Source organism: Pseudomonas sp. BN415, from assembly GCF_029871195.1.
Taxonomy (GTDB): Bacteria; Pseudomonadota; Gammaproteobacteria; order Pseudomonadales; family Pseudomonadaceae; genus Metapseudomonas; species Metapseudomonas resinovorans.
The window spans coordinates 58,866-74,555 of record NZ_SSOK01000061.1 but is presented as its reverse complement, the minus strand read 5'-3'; the positions used below and the strand labels follow the sequence as shown (position 1 = coordinate 74,555).

General features: G+C 68.6%; 8 protein-coding genes. 4 read left to right on the top strand and 4 right to left on the bottom strand.

Annotated features, from left to right (window positions below; genetic code table 11):
- Positions 1–99 precede the first annotated feature (99 nt).
- From E8F20_RS18685 to E8F20_RS18670, 4 genes are all read right to left on the bottom strand, one after another.
- A complete protein-coding gene (locus tag E8F20_RS18685) occupies positions 100–1,212 on the bottom strand; it encodes a tryptophan 7-halogenase (RefSeq protein WP_280285068.1) in 1,113 nt (370 codons plus the stop codon).
- Complete coding sequence (gene lodA, locus E8F20_RS18680) at positions 1,202–3,208, bottom strand: CTQ-dependent lysine 6-oxidase LodA (protein WP_280285067.1); 2,007 nt, start codon at positions 3,206–3,208, stop codon at positions 1,202–1,204. Before lodA ends, E8F20_RS18685 begins: the two co-directional genes overlap by 11 nt.
- A 69-nt stretch (positions 3,209–3,277) precedes the next feature.
- A complete protein-coding gene (locus tag E8F20_RS18675; protein ID WP_280285066.1) occupies positions 3,278–4,201 on the bottom strand; it encodes a methionyl-tRNA formyltransferase in 924 nt (307 codons plus the stop codon).
- A gap of 73 nt (positions 4,202–4,274) precedes the next feature.
- The gene (locus tag E8F20_RS18670) at positions 4,275–5,519 is read right to left on the bottom strand and encodes a hypothetical protein (RefSeq protein ID WP_280285064.1); all 1,245 of its coding nucleotides are present in this window, start codon (positions 5,517–5,519) and stop codon (positions 4,275–4,277) included.
- A 67-nt stretch (positions 5,520–5,586) separates the two neighbouring features.
- On the opposite strand from E8F20_RS18670, the gene E8F20_RS18665 reads away from it, so the two are divergent.
- From E8F20_RS18665 to recD, 4 genes are all read left to right on the top strand, one after another.
- Complete coding sequence (locus tag E8F20_RS18665) at positions 5,587–6,789, top strand: argininosuccinate synthase (protein WP_280285063.1); 1,203 nt, start codon at positions 5,587–5,589, stop codon at positions 6,787–6,789.
- Positions 6,790–6,864: 75 nt separating this feature from the next.
- Positions 6,865–10,107, top strand: coding sequence for an exodeoxyribonuclease V subunit gamma (recC, locus tag E8F20_RS18660; RefSeq protein ID WP_280285061.1), 3,243 nt, complete (start codon positions 6,865–6,867; stop codon positions 10,105–10,107).
- 153 nt (positions 10,108–10,260) lie between these two features.
- Complete coding sequence (recB, locus tag E8F20_RS18655) at positions 10,261–13,788, top strand: exodeoxyribonuclease V subunit beta (RefSeq protein ID WP_280285060.1); 3,528 nt, start codon at positions 10,261–10,263, stop codon at positions 13,786–13,788.
- Positions 13,788–15,632, top strand: coding sequence for an exodeoxyribonuclease V subunit alpha (gene recD / locus E8F20_RS18650; protein WP_280285059.1), 1,845 nt, complete (start codon positions 13,788–13,790; stop codon positions 15,630–15,632). Before recB ends, recD begins: the two co-directional genes overlap by 1 nt.
- The last annotated feature ends 58 nt before the right edge of the window (positions 15,633–15,690 follow it).

Sequence of the window (15,690 nt, the reverse complement as noted above, 5' to 3'; positions counted from 1 at the left end):
AGGTTGTTTCCGCAAGAAGACGCCTTGTGGGAGCGAAATCATCCGCGACTGAAATCGCTCCCCCAGGCAGCGCAGGCGGCGCGGCAGGCGTCAATGGCTTCAGCCGTTCTGCCTCCGCGCCCAGAATGGCTCTCCGGCGAAGCGCCCTTCGGCACCGTAGTAGCCACGCTTGAGGGTGAGGTACTCGTCCACGTGGTGGCGTATGTCGTCGCTGTAGGCCTGGCGCTGGAGCGGGGCTCCGGCCGGGTTGGTGAAGTACGCGGCGGCCAGTCGCGCGGCCTGGATACCGGTGCTGAGGGCGTAGCCAATGCCCATGGACGAGAGCGGATCGAAGGCCGCCGCCGCATCGCCTGCCGCTACCCAGCCGTCGCCGCAACAGGGTTCCAGCCATTGCGAATGGGCGGGCCAGACGCGCAGTGGCTCCAGTACGTCGAGCCCGCCGATGCGCGCCCGCGTCCCCGGCGCCAACTCCAGCGCGGCCTGCCAGAACGCGGTGCGGCTGGCATGGTTGTCCTGCAGAAGGTCGGAGTCGGTCATCAGCACCGATACAACTCGGCCATCGGGCACCGGTGCGCTGTACCACCAGCCCTGCGGCACGGACTCCACCAGGGAGCAGGCCTCTACCGATGTCGCTGACGCGTCGTGGTAGGTGGCGATGCCCACCAGCCGGTCATGGCGCTGCTTCTTCGCACCCACGGCCCTTGCCAGCCATGCGCTGCGGCCAGTGGCGTCGATCAGGAAGCGGCAACGCAGGGCCAGCTCGTGTTCTTCCACGGTCGCTTTCAGCCGCCAACCGTCTTCCTCACGCGTGACCTGCCGCAGCCGCGCATTGAGCACGGGTTCGGCGCCGAAGGCCCCGGCTGCGCTAGCCAGTCCTTTGTCGAAGCGACGTCGATCCAGGTGCCAGCCGTAGCCACGGCCGGTGAAGAGGAAGTCCCGCGCCTGTACCTGGTCGTCACCCCAGGCAGCGGTGAAGGCATAGGACGGGCGGAAGCCAGCCGCGCGGAAGGCCTCGGCCACGCCGAGGTACTCCAGCAAGGGCAGTGCGCCGGGGGAAAGGGTTTCGCCCACCTTGTCGCTGTCGTAGTCCGATTGTTCCAGCAGCATCACCGAGAGACCGGTGTAGCGCCGCAGGGTGAGGGCGGCCGCACAAGCGGCCGGCCCTCCCCCGGCGATCACCACGTCGAGGGTCCTCGGCGCCTCAGCGTGCAAGGTGCCCCCGCGTGGCGATGGCCCGGCGTGTATCCACCGTCGGCCGCTCGGGATCGGGCGCCAGGTACCAGGTGTTGAAGAAGTTGGCGTCGGCACCGGTCAGGACGTTGCCGGCGCCTGCCACCGCCACGCTGGCCGCGACGAACCGCTCGTTGTTGCGTTCGGTCTCCACGAAGTAGGGGAACAGGCTGCGGTAGGGCCCGGTCGCCTGGTTGGTGATGAAGCCCAGGTAATGCCAGGCCTGGATCATCTCCGAGAAGCTGTTGATCCCGCGGCTGTAGATCGACTGCAGCGCCGCAGGGATGCCGGACTGGTCCTGGCTGAGCGCCGTGCTGTCGCCGGGCAGCACGTTCCATGGGCTTTGCGGCGGCCACCAGTAGGCGTAATAGCTGGGCGCCTTGGGCACGCCGTTTTCCTTGTTCACGTCCGGGTCGGTGAAGTTGACGTATTGCACCGTGCACTGGAAGAAGTCGGCCTGCCACGGAATGGCCATGCGCTTGGTCAGGTCGCCCGGTTCGCAGCCCTGGAAGGCCAGGCCGGGGACGGTCTCGTTCTCCTGCGGGTCCAGGCCGTACTGGTAGTAGTAGGCCTCGTCGTGGCGGTGGCGGATGCGGAACGGCGCTTCATAGAGCTCCGGGCTGTACAGGCTCCAGGTCACTTCGATGCCGGGGCAGAGCGGGCCGCCCACGCAGTTGCCGACGCTGGCGCGGTCCAGCGCGGTGACACCGGGCAACGGCGCCGGTGCATCGAGGCTGAATTTGCCGGCGGCCCATTGGCCGAGCAGGAAGTACTGGGTACGGGTCAGGGTGAGGAACTTGGCCAGCACCGCGTTGCTTACCGAGTTGGAGCCTGAGTTGAGCGGCATCATCGGGATGCCCGAGTCCGCGTCGAACAGTTGGCCCTGCTGGCCGTCGGTGAAACCGTTCTCGCCCGGATCACGGAACAGGCGGAAGTAGGCCTGGCGCAGTTCGGCAGTTCGCTCGCTGGCGTCGGTGGCATCGAAGGGCGGCGGCGAGAAGCTGTTGAGCGATGGCACCGACGCGACCCAGCGGTAGGTACCGGGGCGTCGCAGGATGGGCTCGATGTCGCGGCTGTAGTTGGCCACGTAGTCGGGGTTGTAGCAGCCGTTGCTGAACAGTTCCGGTAGCAAGCCGAGGTCGCGCACGGCGACATCGAAGGCCAGGTCGTCGAGGGTGACGATGTTTTCCAGTTCCGGGGCGAACTTGGGCGAGCCGACGATGCACCAGGCCGTCAGGTTCAGCACCTGGCCGCTGGTCAGCGTCAGGGTGCAGGTCACCGGCCCGTCGGAGATGTCGTCATGCCAGCCGTCGGCGCCGGCGAAGCTGGTGATCGACTGGTTGCCGCCGGCGTGGCCGTAGCCGCCCAGCACCAGCAGGCGGCCCTGCGGGTCAGTGCGCATCTCCCCGAGTGTCTTGATCGGCAGTCCCTGGGATGGCGGTGGCGGGAAGGAGCCGAAGCGGTAGTCCGGCGGGATGCTGTCGCTGGAGAAGTCGGCCACGCCGCCGGCGCCCTGCAGGGTGCGCGGACCGGGATCGATGATCAGCTGCTGGCGTGCCTGCTCGCCGGTAACGCTGGCATTGCGCAGGGGCACGCCGACCTTCTCGTAGCTGTTGTCCGGCCCCAGCAGCAGGTTGCCCTGGAGTTCCTGGAAGTTGTACCAGACGGCCTTTTTGTTCGCGACGTGCACGGTCCATTGCACGCTGGCCACTTGCGGGTCGTCCAGGGTGACTTCGCGGGTGGAACCGTCCGCCGCCACGGCGTACACGGCAAAACGCGCGGCCTGGCGCTTGATGCGACCTTCGGCGTCCTTGTACTGCTCGACATACACCGGCTGGCCGTGGTCGAACAGTTGCTGGCCCTGGGCGTCGCAGGCCAGGGGACGGCCGCCGATGGATTCGGGGGCGAGATAGAAGGCGTCTGGGCTGTTGCCGACCCTGGCAATGCCGATGCTCGGCGCGATGACGAACTGGTCCATTTAGGTTCCTCCTGTGTAGCGCGGTCTTCCATTTCCACGACGGCGAGTTCCGCCGTGGGCCTCTTGCGACTAGTCGAAGTAGCCGGAGCAACCGGCGAAGAACTGTCTGGCCGGCATGGCCGGGTGCTGCTCGGTTGCCACGGTTTCGATCAGCAGGCCCTGTGGGCCGGGCGGACCACACAGGACCACGACGCCATCGGCGGTGCACAGCAGGCGGCCGGGCGTGCCACGGTAGTCCCGCGGCGCTGGCGAGGCTCCGAGCAGTTCGAGGCGTTGGCCGGCGAAGGTGCTGAAAGCGGCGGGATAAGGGGGAGACTGGGCGCGAATCAGGTTGTGGATATCCCGTACGGGAAGCGACCAATCGATGCGCATTTCGCGTTCGCCGCGCTTGTGGAAGAAGGTCGCCTGGCTGGCGTCCTGCGCAGTGAAGCGGGCGGTTCCCTGCGCCAGGGCATCCACTGCGGCGATGGCCAGGCTGGCGAACAGCGGCAGGGTGCGCTGGAAAATGTCGGTGGCGGTGTCCCGTGGATGAATGGGGACGATTTCCTGCAGCAGGATGGCGCCCAGGTCCAACTCGTCTTCCACGCGATGCACGGTGACGCCGGTCTGGGTCTCGCCGTTGGCGACGGCCCAGTTGATCGGGGCGAAGCCGCCATAGCGTGGCAGCAGCGCGTCATGCAGGTTGATCCCGCCGTGGCGGGCGAGGTCGCAGACCTTGGGCGACAACCAGGTGCGCCAGTTGGACAGCACCAGCAAGTCCGGCTGCAGCGCGGCGATGCGCGCGCACAGCTCCGGGGCGTTGGCGTAGCGGCATTCGACAAGCGGAATGCGCCAGCGCTCCGCGAGGTCTGCCACGGAGGCCGCCCAGAGGTTGTCGGCGGGGTTGCGGCTCGGCGGGTGGGTCACCACCAGGGGAATATCGTGACCGCTGTCGAGGAGCGCCTCGAGGGTTTCGGTCCCCCAGCGCTGAAAGCCGAAGAAAACGATGCGCATCCTGTCGCCCGTCCCTGGTTCTTCCGTGGTGGGAAGGAAAATTAGTACCGCTGACCAATAAGTCAAATGTTGTTCATCGGGCGTAATACTGGTCCTCCAGCACTGACTCTGCCCGCCCCCGCCGTCGCAGCAGCCAGCTCCCCTGTTCATTCAGCGCCACCTCCGCCGGAGCGGGATGCAGTCCGAACTGCAGCAGGCTGTGGTGATAGGCGTACGCGCCGCAGTTGGGCAGGACCAGCAGGTCCCCCGGTACGGGGCTCGGCAGTTCGAGGTCCTCCACCAGCACGTCCTGGGGCGTGGGCAGGCAGCCGGCGATGCTGACGCGCTGCAGCGGGCGCCCTTGCCCGCCAATCAGGCGCAGCAGCCGGTTGGCTTTGCCGTTGTAACCGCGCAGCAGGTTGTGGATGCCGCCGTCGACGATCACCCAGGTGCGCCCGCGCGACTCGCGGACGTCCAGCACGCGGGTCAGGTAACAGCCACTTTCGGCCACCAGGTAGCGGCCGACCTCCAGCAGCAGGCGCACCGGCATCGACGCGTCAGCCAGCAGCGCCCGCAGGCCCTGGCTGAAGCCCGGCAGGTCAAAGGCGGGCTCATCCCCGGCATAGGGCACGCCCAGGCCGCCGCCGATATCCAGGCAGTCGAGGTGGTCGTGACCCTGCCGGCGCAGCGCCTCCAGGCGGCCCAGCAACCAGTTGGCGGGGCGCAGCAGGCGCCCGGGCTGCAGCACATTGCTCGCCACATAGCATTGCAGGCCGCGCAGGCGCAGGTCGGCCAGCCCGCCCAGGCCGGCCACCCCCTCGAACAGCCGGGCGTCCTCCATGCCGAACTTGCTGCTCGCCTCCGCCACCGGGATACCGTCGCGGGCCGCCTCCTCCAGCAACTTGGCTGGTGGGTGCACGCGCAGTAAAACGTCCTGGCAATAACCCAGGCGTCGGGCCAGGTCGTTGAGCCGGCGCGCTTCCTCCAGGGATTCGATCACCACCAGCGCCGGGCGTGCTGCGCCCAGGCGTTCGAGCACCGGCGCGGATTTCGCCGGGCCGGTGAACAGCAGTCGCTGCGGTGGAAAACCTGCCGCCAGGGCCGTAACCAACTCGCCTTCCGAGCTGATATCCGCGCCCAGTCCGACTTCCTGCAGCGTGCGGCAGATCCCCAGGGACGGGTTGGCCTTGAAGGCATAGTGCACTGCCGCTCCCGGTGGCAGGGCCGCCAGCAGGTTCATCGCCTGGCGGCGGATGCGCGCCAGGTCATAGGTGAAGAGCGGGGTTGCGAAACGCTCGGCGGCCCTGACCAGGGCGGCGTCCATGGCATGGTCTAGCATGAGTTTCTTCCATGAGTTTCAACGGTTCTTGGTACGACACGGCCCGCATCCAGGGAAGGAGCACCCCATGAAGATAGTTCTTGCGTATTCCGGTGGCCTGGATACCTCCGTCGCCCTGCGTTGGCTGAAGGAGCGCTACCAGGCGGAGGTGATCGCCTTCTGCGCCGATCTCGGCCAGCCGGAGGACTTCCAGGCAATTCGCGAAAAGGCCCTGGCCAGTGGCGCCAGCAAGGTGTTCATCGAAGACCTGCGGGAGGAGTACCTGCGCGATTTCGTCTTTCCGGCGCTGCGGGCCGGCGCTCTCTATGAGCGTCGATACACCATGGCCGCTCCCCTGGGCCGCCCGCTGATCGCGCGCCAGCTGGTGCGCATCGCCCATGCCGAAGGTGCCGAGGCCGTGGCCCATGGCTCCACTGGCAAGGGCAACGATCAGGTGCGCTTCTATGCCGGCGTGGTGGCCCACGACCCGGCGCTGCAGGTGCTGGCGCCCTGCGCCGAATGGGAGCTGAAGTCCCGCGACGAGGAATTGGCCTATGCCCGGCGACATGGCATTCCCGTCAGCGCCACGCCAGACAGCCCCTTCAGCATGGATGGCAGCCTATGGGGCACCAGCACAGAGTGCGGCAGCATCGACGACTTTCGTACCAAGATTCCAGCCAATGCCTACCAGTTGACCGCAGACCCCGAGTGCGCACCGGACCTCCCGGCGCGCCTGACCATCGGTTTCGAGCAGGGCACGCCGGTGCGCCTTGACGGCCAGCGCCTGGACGCCGTCGAGCTGGTGCGTCGCCTCACGGAACTGGGCGGCCGGCACGGCGTGGGGCGCGTCGACATGGTGGAAAACAGCCTGATGGGCATCAAGAACCGCGCCCTCTACGAGAGTCCGGCCGGCGCCATCCTGCACGTTGCCCTTCGCGAGCTGGAGGACCTGACGATCGACTGCGACACCCTGCACTGCAAGGCCGAGCTGGCGCTGAAATATGCCGAACTGGTCTATCGCGGCCAGTGGTGGTCGCCCTTGCGCCAGGCGCTGGATGCCTTCGTCGACGCCAGCCAGGCGAATGTCACGGGCACCATTGCCTTGCGCCTGTACAAGGGCAGCATCACGGTAGAGGGGCGGGAAACCGACCACGCTCTGTTCGATTACAGCCTTACCGCCCAGGACAGCGCGGACCGCTTCGACCACCCGGCGGGCATCGGCTTCGCCTATGTCTGGTCGTTGCCCCAGCGCATCCGCGCCAAGCTCCGCGGCCCCGCCTCGGAGCTCTGAAAACCCTGCGGACGGGGGCGACCGCCGGCCGGATCGGCTGCTAACCTGTGCCGACCTTCAGCAAGCGGCGCCCCCATGCTCAACCTCTACCACGCCAACGACCTGGAAAGCCTCGGCGAGCTGGCTTGCGCCTTGCTCGCACAACCCCAGAACGACCCGCTGGCACCCGCCCGGGTCGTCGTGCCGAGCCAGGGCATGGGGCGCTGGCTGACCCTGCAACTGGCGCGCAAGCAGGGCATCGCCATGCACTTGGACATCCAGTTGCCGGCACGCTTCGTCTGGGATGTCACCCGCCTGGTGCTTGGCGAGCTGCCGCCGCAGTCCGCGTTCAATCCGGTCACCCTTGGCTGGCGTCTCTACGATTGGCTGTGCGAACCGCACAACCTCGCCCGTGCGCCACGCCTGGCGCAGTACCTGGAAGGCGGCGACGAACGCCGCCGGCTGACCCTGGCCTCGCGCATCGCCGACGTCTTCGACCAGTACTTGCTTTATCGCGACGACTGGCTGGATGCCTGGGAACGCGGTGAGTTGCTGGGGTTGGGCGCGGACGAAGAATGGCAGGCCCTGCTCTGGCGTGAACTCACTGCCGATGGTCACCCCCACCGTGCGCGATTGCTGGGCGATCTGCTCGCCCGGTTGCACGGTGAGCCGGTCGAAGGGTTGCCGGAGCGACTGGTGGTGTTTGGCATCAGCAGCTTGCCACCGCATCACATGCGTGTACTGGAAGGCCTGGCGCGGCATTGCGAGGTGATCCTCTTCGCCCTCAACCCGTGCCGCGAGGCTTGGGGTGATATCCGCGATATCCGCGAGCTGGCGAGGCTGCCGGAGCCCGGCATCGACGACTGGTACCTGGACGTCGGCCATCCGCTGCTGGCTAGCCTCGGCAAGCAGGGACGTGATTTCTTCGACGCCCTTTTCACCCTCGGCGGCCAGGACATCGGCGTCTATGCCGAGGACGACGACCTGCACGACAGCAGCCTGCTGCGCGCCGTGCAGAACGACATCCTGCGCCTGCGTACCCGTCATCCCGGAGAGCGCATGGTCATGCGCGAGGATGATCGATCGCTGGAAGTGCACCTCTGCCATTCGCCCCTGCGCGAGGTGGAAGTGCTCCATGACCAGTTGCTGGCGCGCTTCAAGGCCGACCCCGGCCTTACCCCGGACCAGGTGGTGGTGCTGACCCCGGATATCGAGCGCTACGCCCCCTACATCGAAGCGGTGTTCGCCCCGCGCGAAGGCGTGCCGCGCATCCCCTTCAGCCTGGCCGACCGCAGCCTGCGCGCCGAGTTGCCGCTGGTGGAAGCCTTCCTCGCCCTGCTGGAACTGCCGCAGAGCCGCTTCGCCGCCGAAGAATTGCTGGCCTGGCTGGAACAACCGGCCCTGGCCGCCCGTGCCGGAATCGAGAACGAAGACCTGCCGCTGCTGCGCGACTGGCTGCGCGACGCCGGTGTGCGCTGGGGCCGCGATGGCGCCCACCGCGCGCGTCTTGGCCTGCCGGAAGAAGGTGCTTTCAGCTGGAGGCAAGGGCTGGACCGCCTGCTGCTGGGATTCGCCGCGCCACCGCAACTGGCCGGCGACGCGCCCCCCCTGCTCGGCGACAGCTGGCCGCTGGATGCCCTGGAAGGCGCCCGCGCCCAACTGCTCGGCCGCCTCGTCGGCTTCGTCCAGCGCCTGGGCGCCCTGGCCGACGACATGGCCCGACCACGCCCGCTGGCGGAGTGGGCGGAAACCCTGCAGGGCCTGATCGACCTGCTGTTCGACGAGCGCGAGGCGGGCGATATCTTGCTGCTGCTGTCCCAGGCCTGCGGTGCCCTGCGTGAGCAGGCCGAGGCCGCCGGCATCGAGCGCCCGCTGGAACTGACCCTGGTGCGTCAGCACCTGGTGGCGGCCCTCGATCAGGGCAGCGGCGCCTCGGGCTTCCTCACCGGCGCCGTGACCTTCTGCACCATGGTGCCCATGCGCAGCCTGCCGTTCCGTCAGGTCTGCCTGCTCGGCCTGGACGACGGCGCCTTCCCGCGCCGCACCCCGGCCGCCGGTTTCGACCTGATCGCGCGCAAGCCCCGACGTGGCGACCGGGCCCGGCGGCTGGACGACCGCTACCTGCTGCTGGAGACCCTGCAATCGGCGCGCGACGGTCTCTACCTCAGCTTCGTCGGCCGCGACCCGCGGGATAACGCCCATCTGCCGCCGTCGGTGCTGGTCAGCGAACTGCTGGAAACCGTCGACCTCACTGCCACTGCGGGCGAGTGCAAGGCCAGCGAGCGGGTGCTGGTGCACCACCCGTTGCAGCCCTTCGCTTCGACCAACTTCGGCGGGGCGCAGCAGGCCGGCTTCGCCGCGCCCTGGTTCCGTGCGGCCCAGCGCCTGGCGGAAGCCCCCCAGCCAGCTGCCGCGCCCTTCGCCCTGCCCTTGCCGGAGCCGGACGCCGACTGGTTGACCCTGGAACCGTCCCAACTGATCCAGTGCTTCCGCCATCCCGCACGCTTCCTCCTGGAACAGCGCCTCGGCCTGCGTCTTGCCGAGGCCGAAGAGGCCCTGGCCAGCGATGAGCCCTTCAGCCTCGAGGGCCCGGCGTGGCGTGGGCTGCGCCAGCTCGCCCTGGACGCTGTGGAGCGTGGTTGGTCCGAGCAGGACGAAAAGCGCATCGCCCGCGCCGCCGGCTGGTTACCCGTCGGCGAACTGGGCCATGCCCTCTGGGGACAACTGCGCGGCCCGGTACGCGCCTTCGCGCCGCGTCTGTTCGAAGCCCGGCCCGAGGCGGTGCCACAACCGCTGCTGGTGGATATCGAACTGGCCGGCGTGCGCATCCACGGCTGGCTGGACGGGGTTACCCCGGAAGGTCTGTTCGGCTGGCGCCTGAACCGTCTCGGTGAGTGGGAACTGGCGCCCTTCTGGCTGCGCCACCTGCTGCTCAACCTGGCCGCCACCCCTGGCATCGCCCGCGATAGCCGGCTGCTTTCTCCCGCTGGCGACTGGCAGGCCGGCCCCCTGGCCAACGCCCGCGAACTGTTGGAGCCCTGGCTACACGCCTACCGCGAAGCCCTGCTCACGCCCCTGCCCCTGCTGACCAAGGCCAGCTACGGCTTCGTCCATGGCCTGCGCAAACCGGGCCGCAAGGAGCCGATCGAGGCTGCCCGATCCAAGGCCCGCGTGGCCTGGGAGGGCATCGACTTCGGCCCGGTCGGCGAATCCCGCGACCCCTGGTACGCCCTCGCCTTCCGCGACCGCGAGCCACTGGGCGAGCGCTTCGAACAACTGGCCGAAACCCTGCTGGGCCCGGCGCTGGATGCGCTGGCGGGAGATGAAGATGAGGAATGACGCCGTGCACTCTTGCAGTGACGCATCCATCTGTAGGGGCGAATTCATTCGCCAAGCAGACTACAGCTCTGCCCCTCGAAACCCGGCAGTGGCGTTGATCTCCCTCACCCCAACCCTCTCCCAGAGGGAGCCGTTCGAGCCGGAGGATGCTGTATGAGCCTCGACCTGCTCAAGGACCCCTTCACCGGCCGCAGCCTGATCGAGGCCAGCGCCGGCACCGGCAAGACCTGGACGCTCACCGCCCTGTACGCGCGCCTGTTGCTGGAGCGCAAGCTCGGCGTCGGGCAGATCCTGGTGGTGACCTACACCACGGCGGCCACTGCCGAGTTGCGCGAGCGCATCCGTGCGCGACTGGCGGCGTTGCTGGCCATGTACGAAGGCGCGCCGGCGCCCGACCCGGTGCTGGCCGGGCTGTACGCGCAGTATCCCGGCGAAGATGCCCATCGCCGCCTGCTGCTGGCGGTACATGGTTTCGACGAGGCGGCCATTTTCACCATCCACGGATTCTGCCAGCGCGCCCTGCAGGACGCCGCGTTCGAGGCCGGCGGCGATTTCGACAGCGAGCTGGCCACCGACGACCGCGAAGTGCTCGATGCGCTGCTCGCCGACCTCTGGCGGCGGGAGCTGGCCGACGCTGAGCCGGCTTGGGCGCGCTTCTTGGCACAGAAACGCATTACCCCGACCTGGTTGCGCCAGCGTCTGCGTTCGCACTTGGGCAAGCCCTACTTGCGTGTCGAGCCGCGGGAGCACGAGGTTGGCGATCTGTCCGCCGCGAGCGAGGCCTGGAGCCATGCACAGGGCTTCTGGCAGGGCCAGGGTGCCGAATGCGTTGCCCAGCTCGCCCAACTCGACGGCCTCAACAAGCGCAGCTACGACGCCGCCAAGTTCGCGCTTTGGCAGACCGAACTGGATGCCTACTTCGCCGATCCGGCCGCTCTGTTCGCCGCGCCAACGGGCCTGGAAAAGCTCGGCACCGAGGCACTGGCAAAGGCCACCAAAAAAGGCTTCGATGCGCCGGAGCATGCCGTCTGCGCCGCGTTGCAACGGCTCTGCGACGCACTGGCGGAAGCCGCTCCTGCCGGTGAGGCCCGCCTGATTGACCTGCAGGTGCGCTTGCTGGACGCCCTCAATCGCGAGTTGCCGGCGCGCAAGGCCGCCCAGCGCCTGCTGGCCTTCGACGACCTGCTCAATCGCCTTGACGACGCCCTGCGTGGACCGGCTGGCGACGCATTGGGCCAGGCCCTGCGCGAGCGCTATCCGGTGGCCCTGATCGACGAGTTCCAGGACACGGACCCGGTGCAGTACGCGATCTTCCACCGGGTCTACGAGCAGCAGGGCGACCTCTGCTTCGTCGGTGATCCCAAGCAGGCCATCTACGCCTTCCGCGGTGCGGACCTCGCCACCTACCTCAAGGCCCGCGACGAGGCCGCGCGGCAATACAGCCTGGACACCAATCACCGTTCCACGCCGCAGCTGATCGCGGCCCTCAACCGGGTATTCGACCGTCCCCTGCCCTTCGCCGAGCCTGGCCTGGATTACCCGCCGGTAGGCGCCAGCAGCAAAGCCCGTGCGCAGCTGGTGCTGCCAGAAACCGGTGCGCCGCTGGAGCTGGTCTGGCTGGGCGATGAGCCCCTGGGCAAGGGGGAGGCCGGCAGCGCGGTGGCCACTGACACTGCCCGGCGCATTGCCGGCCTGCTGGCCGCCAGTGCCCGTGGCGAGGCTTATTTCGACGAGGATGGCCTGCGTTTGCCGCTAAAAGGCGGTGATATCGCCGTACTGGTCGCCAGCCATCGCCAGGCTGGGGACGTCGCCGCCGAGCTGGCTGCCCGTGGCGTACCCAGCGTGCGTCGCGGCCGCGACAGCGTCTGGCATAGCGAAGAGGCCGAGGAGCTGGCAGCGGTGCTGGCCGCCTATGCCGAGCCCGGCCGCGAAGGCGTGCTGCGCTATGCCCTGTCTACCCGCCTGCTGGGGCGCGATGCCCAGCAACTGGCGCGCTGCCAGGACGACGAGCATGCCTGGGACGAAGAGCGCGAGAACGCCGAACGCTACCACCAGCTCTGGCAGCAGCAGGGCTTCATGCGTGCTTTCCGCGCCTGGCTCGATGAGCAGGGCGTGGCTGAGCGCCTGATTGCCCTGCCCGATGGCGAGCGACGCCTGACCAACCTCCTCCACCTGGCCGAACTGCTGCAGACCGAAAGCCTCCAGCGTCCCGGCCTGGAGCCGCTGCTGGCCTGGTTCAATGCCCAGCGCGCCGCCGAAAGCCACGGCGACGACGCCCTGTTGCGCCTGGAGAGCGATGCCGAGCGGGTACAGATCGTCACCGTGCACACCAGCAAGGGCCTGGAGTATCCGCTGGTGTTCTGCCCCTACCTCTGGGACGGCGCGCTGCTACGCCGCGACGAGGACATCACTTGTCATGCCGAGGACGGCACTCCGCTGCTCGATCTGGGGGGTGAGCATTTCGACGAACACCGTGCCGGTGCCCGCCGTGAGCGCTTCGCCGAGCGCCTGCGCCTGGCCTACGTGGCGCTGACCCGCGCCCGTGACCGCCTCTGGCTGCACTGGGGGCCGGTAGCCCTGCCCAAGGCGAAGAAGGACGGCGAGCTGCCGGAAGATGGCCTGCACAGCTGTGCCCTTGCCTGGCTGTTGCATGGCCGCGAGCTGGATGAGGCCGATGTGCTCGGTGCGCTCGCCCAGCACCTGGCTACTCGCGACGGCGCCGCCCTGCGTGTTGAGCTGGAGGCCCTGGCCGATGCCAGTGGCGGCCAGATCGCCGTGGTGGCGCGGCAGGCCGAGGACGCCAGCGCCCAGGGCGAGTCCCGCGCCCTGCCCCCGGCTGGCCTGGCCACCCTCGACCGCACCCTGGCCAGCGCCTGGCGGGTGGGCAGCTTCTCCGGCCTGGCCGCTGGCCTGCACATGGAAGCGCCCGACCGCGACGGCCTGGTCGTGCCGCCGGCCAGCGAACCGGGTACGGGCTTCTTCGCTTTCCCCCGTGGTGCCCGCGCCGGTACCTGCCTGCACGCCATGCTGGAGGATTGGATGCGCGGTGAAGGCGAACTGCCGACGCTGGTGCAGAAACACTTGCAGGGCCACGGCTTGCCGGACAGCTGGACGGAGATCGCCAGCGCCCACCTGCAGCGGGTACTGGATACCGACCTGGATGGCCAGGGCCTGCGCCTGTCCGCATTGGCCCCCAACCGCCGGCTGCCGGAGCTGGGTTTCACCTTCCCGGTGGCCGGGCTGGATGTCGGCCCCCTGCGAGCGATCCTTGCCGACCCCGCCCACGGGCTGCCGGAGGTGATGCGCCTGGCGGCCGAGCGCCTGGAGTTCGACACGCTCAAGGGCTTCATGAAGGGCTTCATCGACCTCACCTTCGAGCACGACGGGCGCTGGTACATCGCCGACTACAAATCCAACTGGCTCGGCCCGGACGCCGGCTACTACGGCGGTGAGCGCCTGGAGCAGGCTATCGCTGCCGAGCACTATCACCTGCAATACCTGATCTACCTGGTGGCGCTGCGACGCTTCCTGCGCCAGCGCCTGGCGGGCTTCGCCAGCGAGCAGTTGGGCGGCGCCTGGTACCTCTTCCTGCGCGGCATGCCAGATGCCGGGGTGTTCTTCCATCGTCCCGCCGACAGCCTGCTGGATGCGCTGGACCTGTTGTTCGAGGAGGGCCGCTGATGGGCCTGGCCGACTGGTCCCTGGGACCGCTGGAGCGCCATTTCACCGAGAGCCTGCAACGCCTCGACCCACAGGCGCCGGACGCCGTGCTGGCCGCCGCCGCGCTGTGTTGCCAGGCGCTGGGTGACGGCGATGTCTGCCTGCCCCTGGCACGCTGGGCCGGGCAGCCCTTGTTCGTCGAGGGCGGCCCCGGCCTGCAGGCGCCTGCCCTGCCCGTCTGGCTCACGGCCCTTCAAGCCTCGCCCCTGGTGGCGCCACCCGGTGGCTATGCACCGCTGACCCTGGACGGTGCCCGTCTCTATCTCAGCCGCTACCACGCCTACGAGGCCCATCTGGCGGAGAACCTGCTGCAACGCGCGTTGGCCCGCCCCGAGGTGGACGAGGCGCAACTGGGCGAATCCCTGACCCGCCTGTTCGCCCGCAACACTCAGCAGCCTGACTGGCAGCGGCTGGCAGCCGCGCAGGCGGTACGGCGCAACCTGGCCGTGATCTCCGGTGGCCCCGGTACCGGCAAGACCACCACCGTGGTACGTCTGCTGGCGGCGCTGCTGGAACAGCCGGGCGGTGAAAGGCTTGCCATCGGCCTGGCCGCGCCTACCGGCAAGGCCGCCGCGCGCATGGCCGAGGCCATCCGCAACGCCAAGGCCGAATTGCCGGTAGCCGACGCCATCAAGGCCGCGCTGCCGGAAGAAGCGCGCACCTTGCACCGGCTGCTGGGCAGTCGTGGCGACACGCCGAAGGTTCGCCATCACGCTGATAACCCGCTGCCGCTGGATGTGCTGGTGGTGGACGAGGCCTCGATGGTGGACCTGGCGCTGATGGCCAAGCTGCTGGATGCCCTGCCGCCCAATGCGCGGTTGATCCTGCTGGGTGACAAGGACCAGTTGGCAGCGGTGGAGGCGGGTGCGGTGTTCGCCGAGCTGTGCGAAGGGCGTGGCCTGGATGCGGCTGCGGCCGCCGACCTGACCCGCATCACCGGCCAACCGGTGCCCGTGGAACAACCCCGCTCGCGCCTCGGGGACGCCGTGGTACTGCTGACCCACAGCCACCGATTCGCCGGCGACAGTGGCATTGGCGAGCTGGCGCGGAACATCAACGGTGGCGATGCCCGTGGCACCCTTGAGCTGCTGCGCGGCGATCACCCAGACCTGGCGTGGAATGCCGGCCCTACTCCGGCGGCCCTGTTGGAGCGGCTGGAGACGGGTTATGCGCCCTACTTCGCTGCCGTGCGCACCGCTGACCCGGCTTCCGCCTTTGCCGCCTTCAACGGCTTCCGTGCGCTCACCGCGCAGCGCGAAGGCCCCTGGGGCGTGAGTGGCATCAACGAAACACTGGAGGCGCGTATCAAGCGCCGCCTGGGCGTGCCTACGCGCGAGCGCTGGTACCCCGGCCGCGCGGTGATGGTGCGGCAGAATGACTACGCCCTGGGCCTGTTTAACGGCGATATCGGCCTCTGCCTCGCTACGTCCCACGGCCTGCGAGTGTTCTTCGAGGGCGATGAGGGCTACCGGCCTTTCGCTCCAGCCCGGCTTCCGAGCCATGACAGTGCCTTCGCCATGACGGTGCACAAGAGCCAGGGGTCGGAATTCACCGAGGTGCTGCTGGCCCTGCCGGAGCAGCCCAGCCCTCTGCTCAGCCGCGCGCTCTTCTACACCGGTATCACCCGGGCGAAGAAGAAGGTGGAAATCTGGGGGCTTCCGGCACGGCTCAGTGAAGCGGTATCGACCCGTGCCGAGCGGGCAGCGGGATTGGCGGAGCGCCTGGGCGTCGCGGCTCCTGTCGACAACCCGCAAGCGCCGACGCCTGAAGCGATCAACGGGCAGGACCAGTTGAGCCTGTTCTGATCACGACGCCTATGGAACCGCTCTTGTAGGTTAGTGCGGGCGGCCTTTGCTTGGGATC

What these genes read in the sequence shown, in the direction of transcription:
- lodA (WP_280285067.1), bottom strand. Translation starts at nt 3,208, where the DNA reads ATGGACCAGTTCGTCATCGCGCCGAGCATCGGCATTGCCAGGGTCGGC.
- E8F20_RS18675 (WP_280285066.1), bottom strand. Translation starts at nt 4,201, where the DNA reads ATGCGCATCGTTTTCTTCGGCTTTCAGCGCTGGGGGACCGAAACCCTC.
- E8F20_RS18670 (WP_280285064.1), bottom strand. Translation starts at nt 5,519, where the DNA reads ATGCTAGACCATGCCATGGACGCCGCCCTGGTCAGGGCCGCCGAGCGT.
- E8F20_RS18665 (WP_280285063.1), top strand. Translation starts at nt 5,587, where the DNA reads ATGAAGATAGTTCTTGCGTATTCCGGTGGCCTGGATACCTCCGTCGCC.
- recC (WP_280285061.1), top strand. Translation starts at nt 6,865, where the DNA reads ATGCTCAACCTCTACCACGCCAACGACCTGGAAAGCCTCGGCGAGCTG.
- recB (WP_280285060.1), top strand. Translation starts at nt 10,261, where the DNA reads ATGAGCCTCGACCTGCTCAAGGACCCCTTCACCGGCCGCAGCCTGATC.
- recD (WP_280285059.1), top strand. Translation starts at nt 13,788, where the DNA reads ATGGGCCTGGCCGACTGGTCCCTGGGACCGCTGGAGCGCCATTTCACC.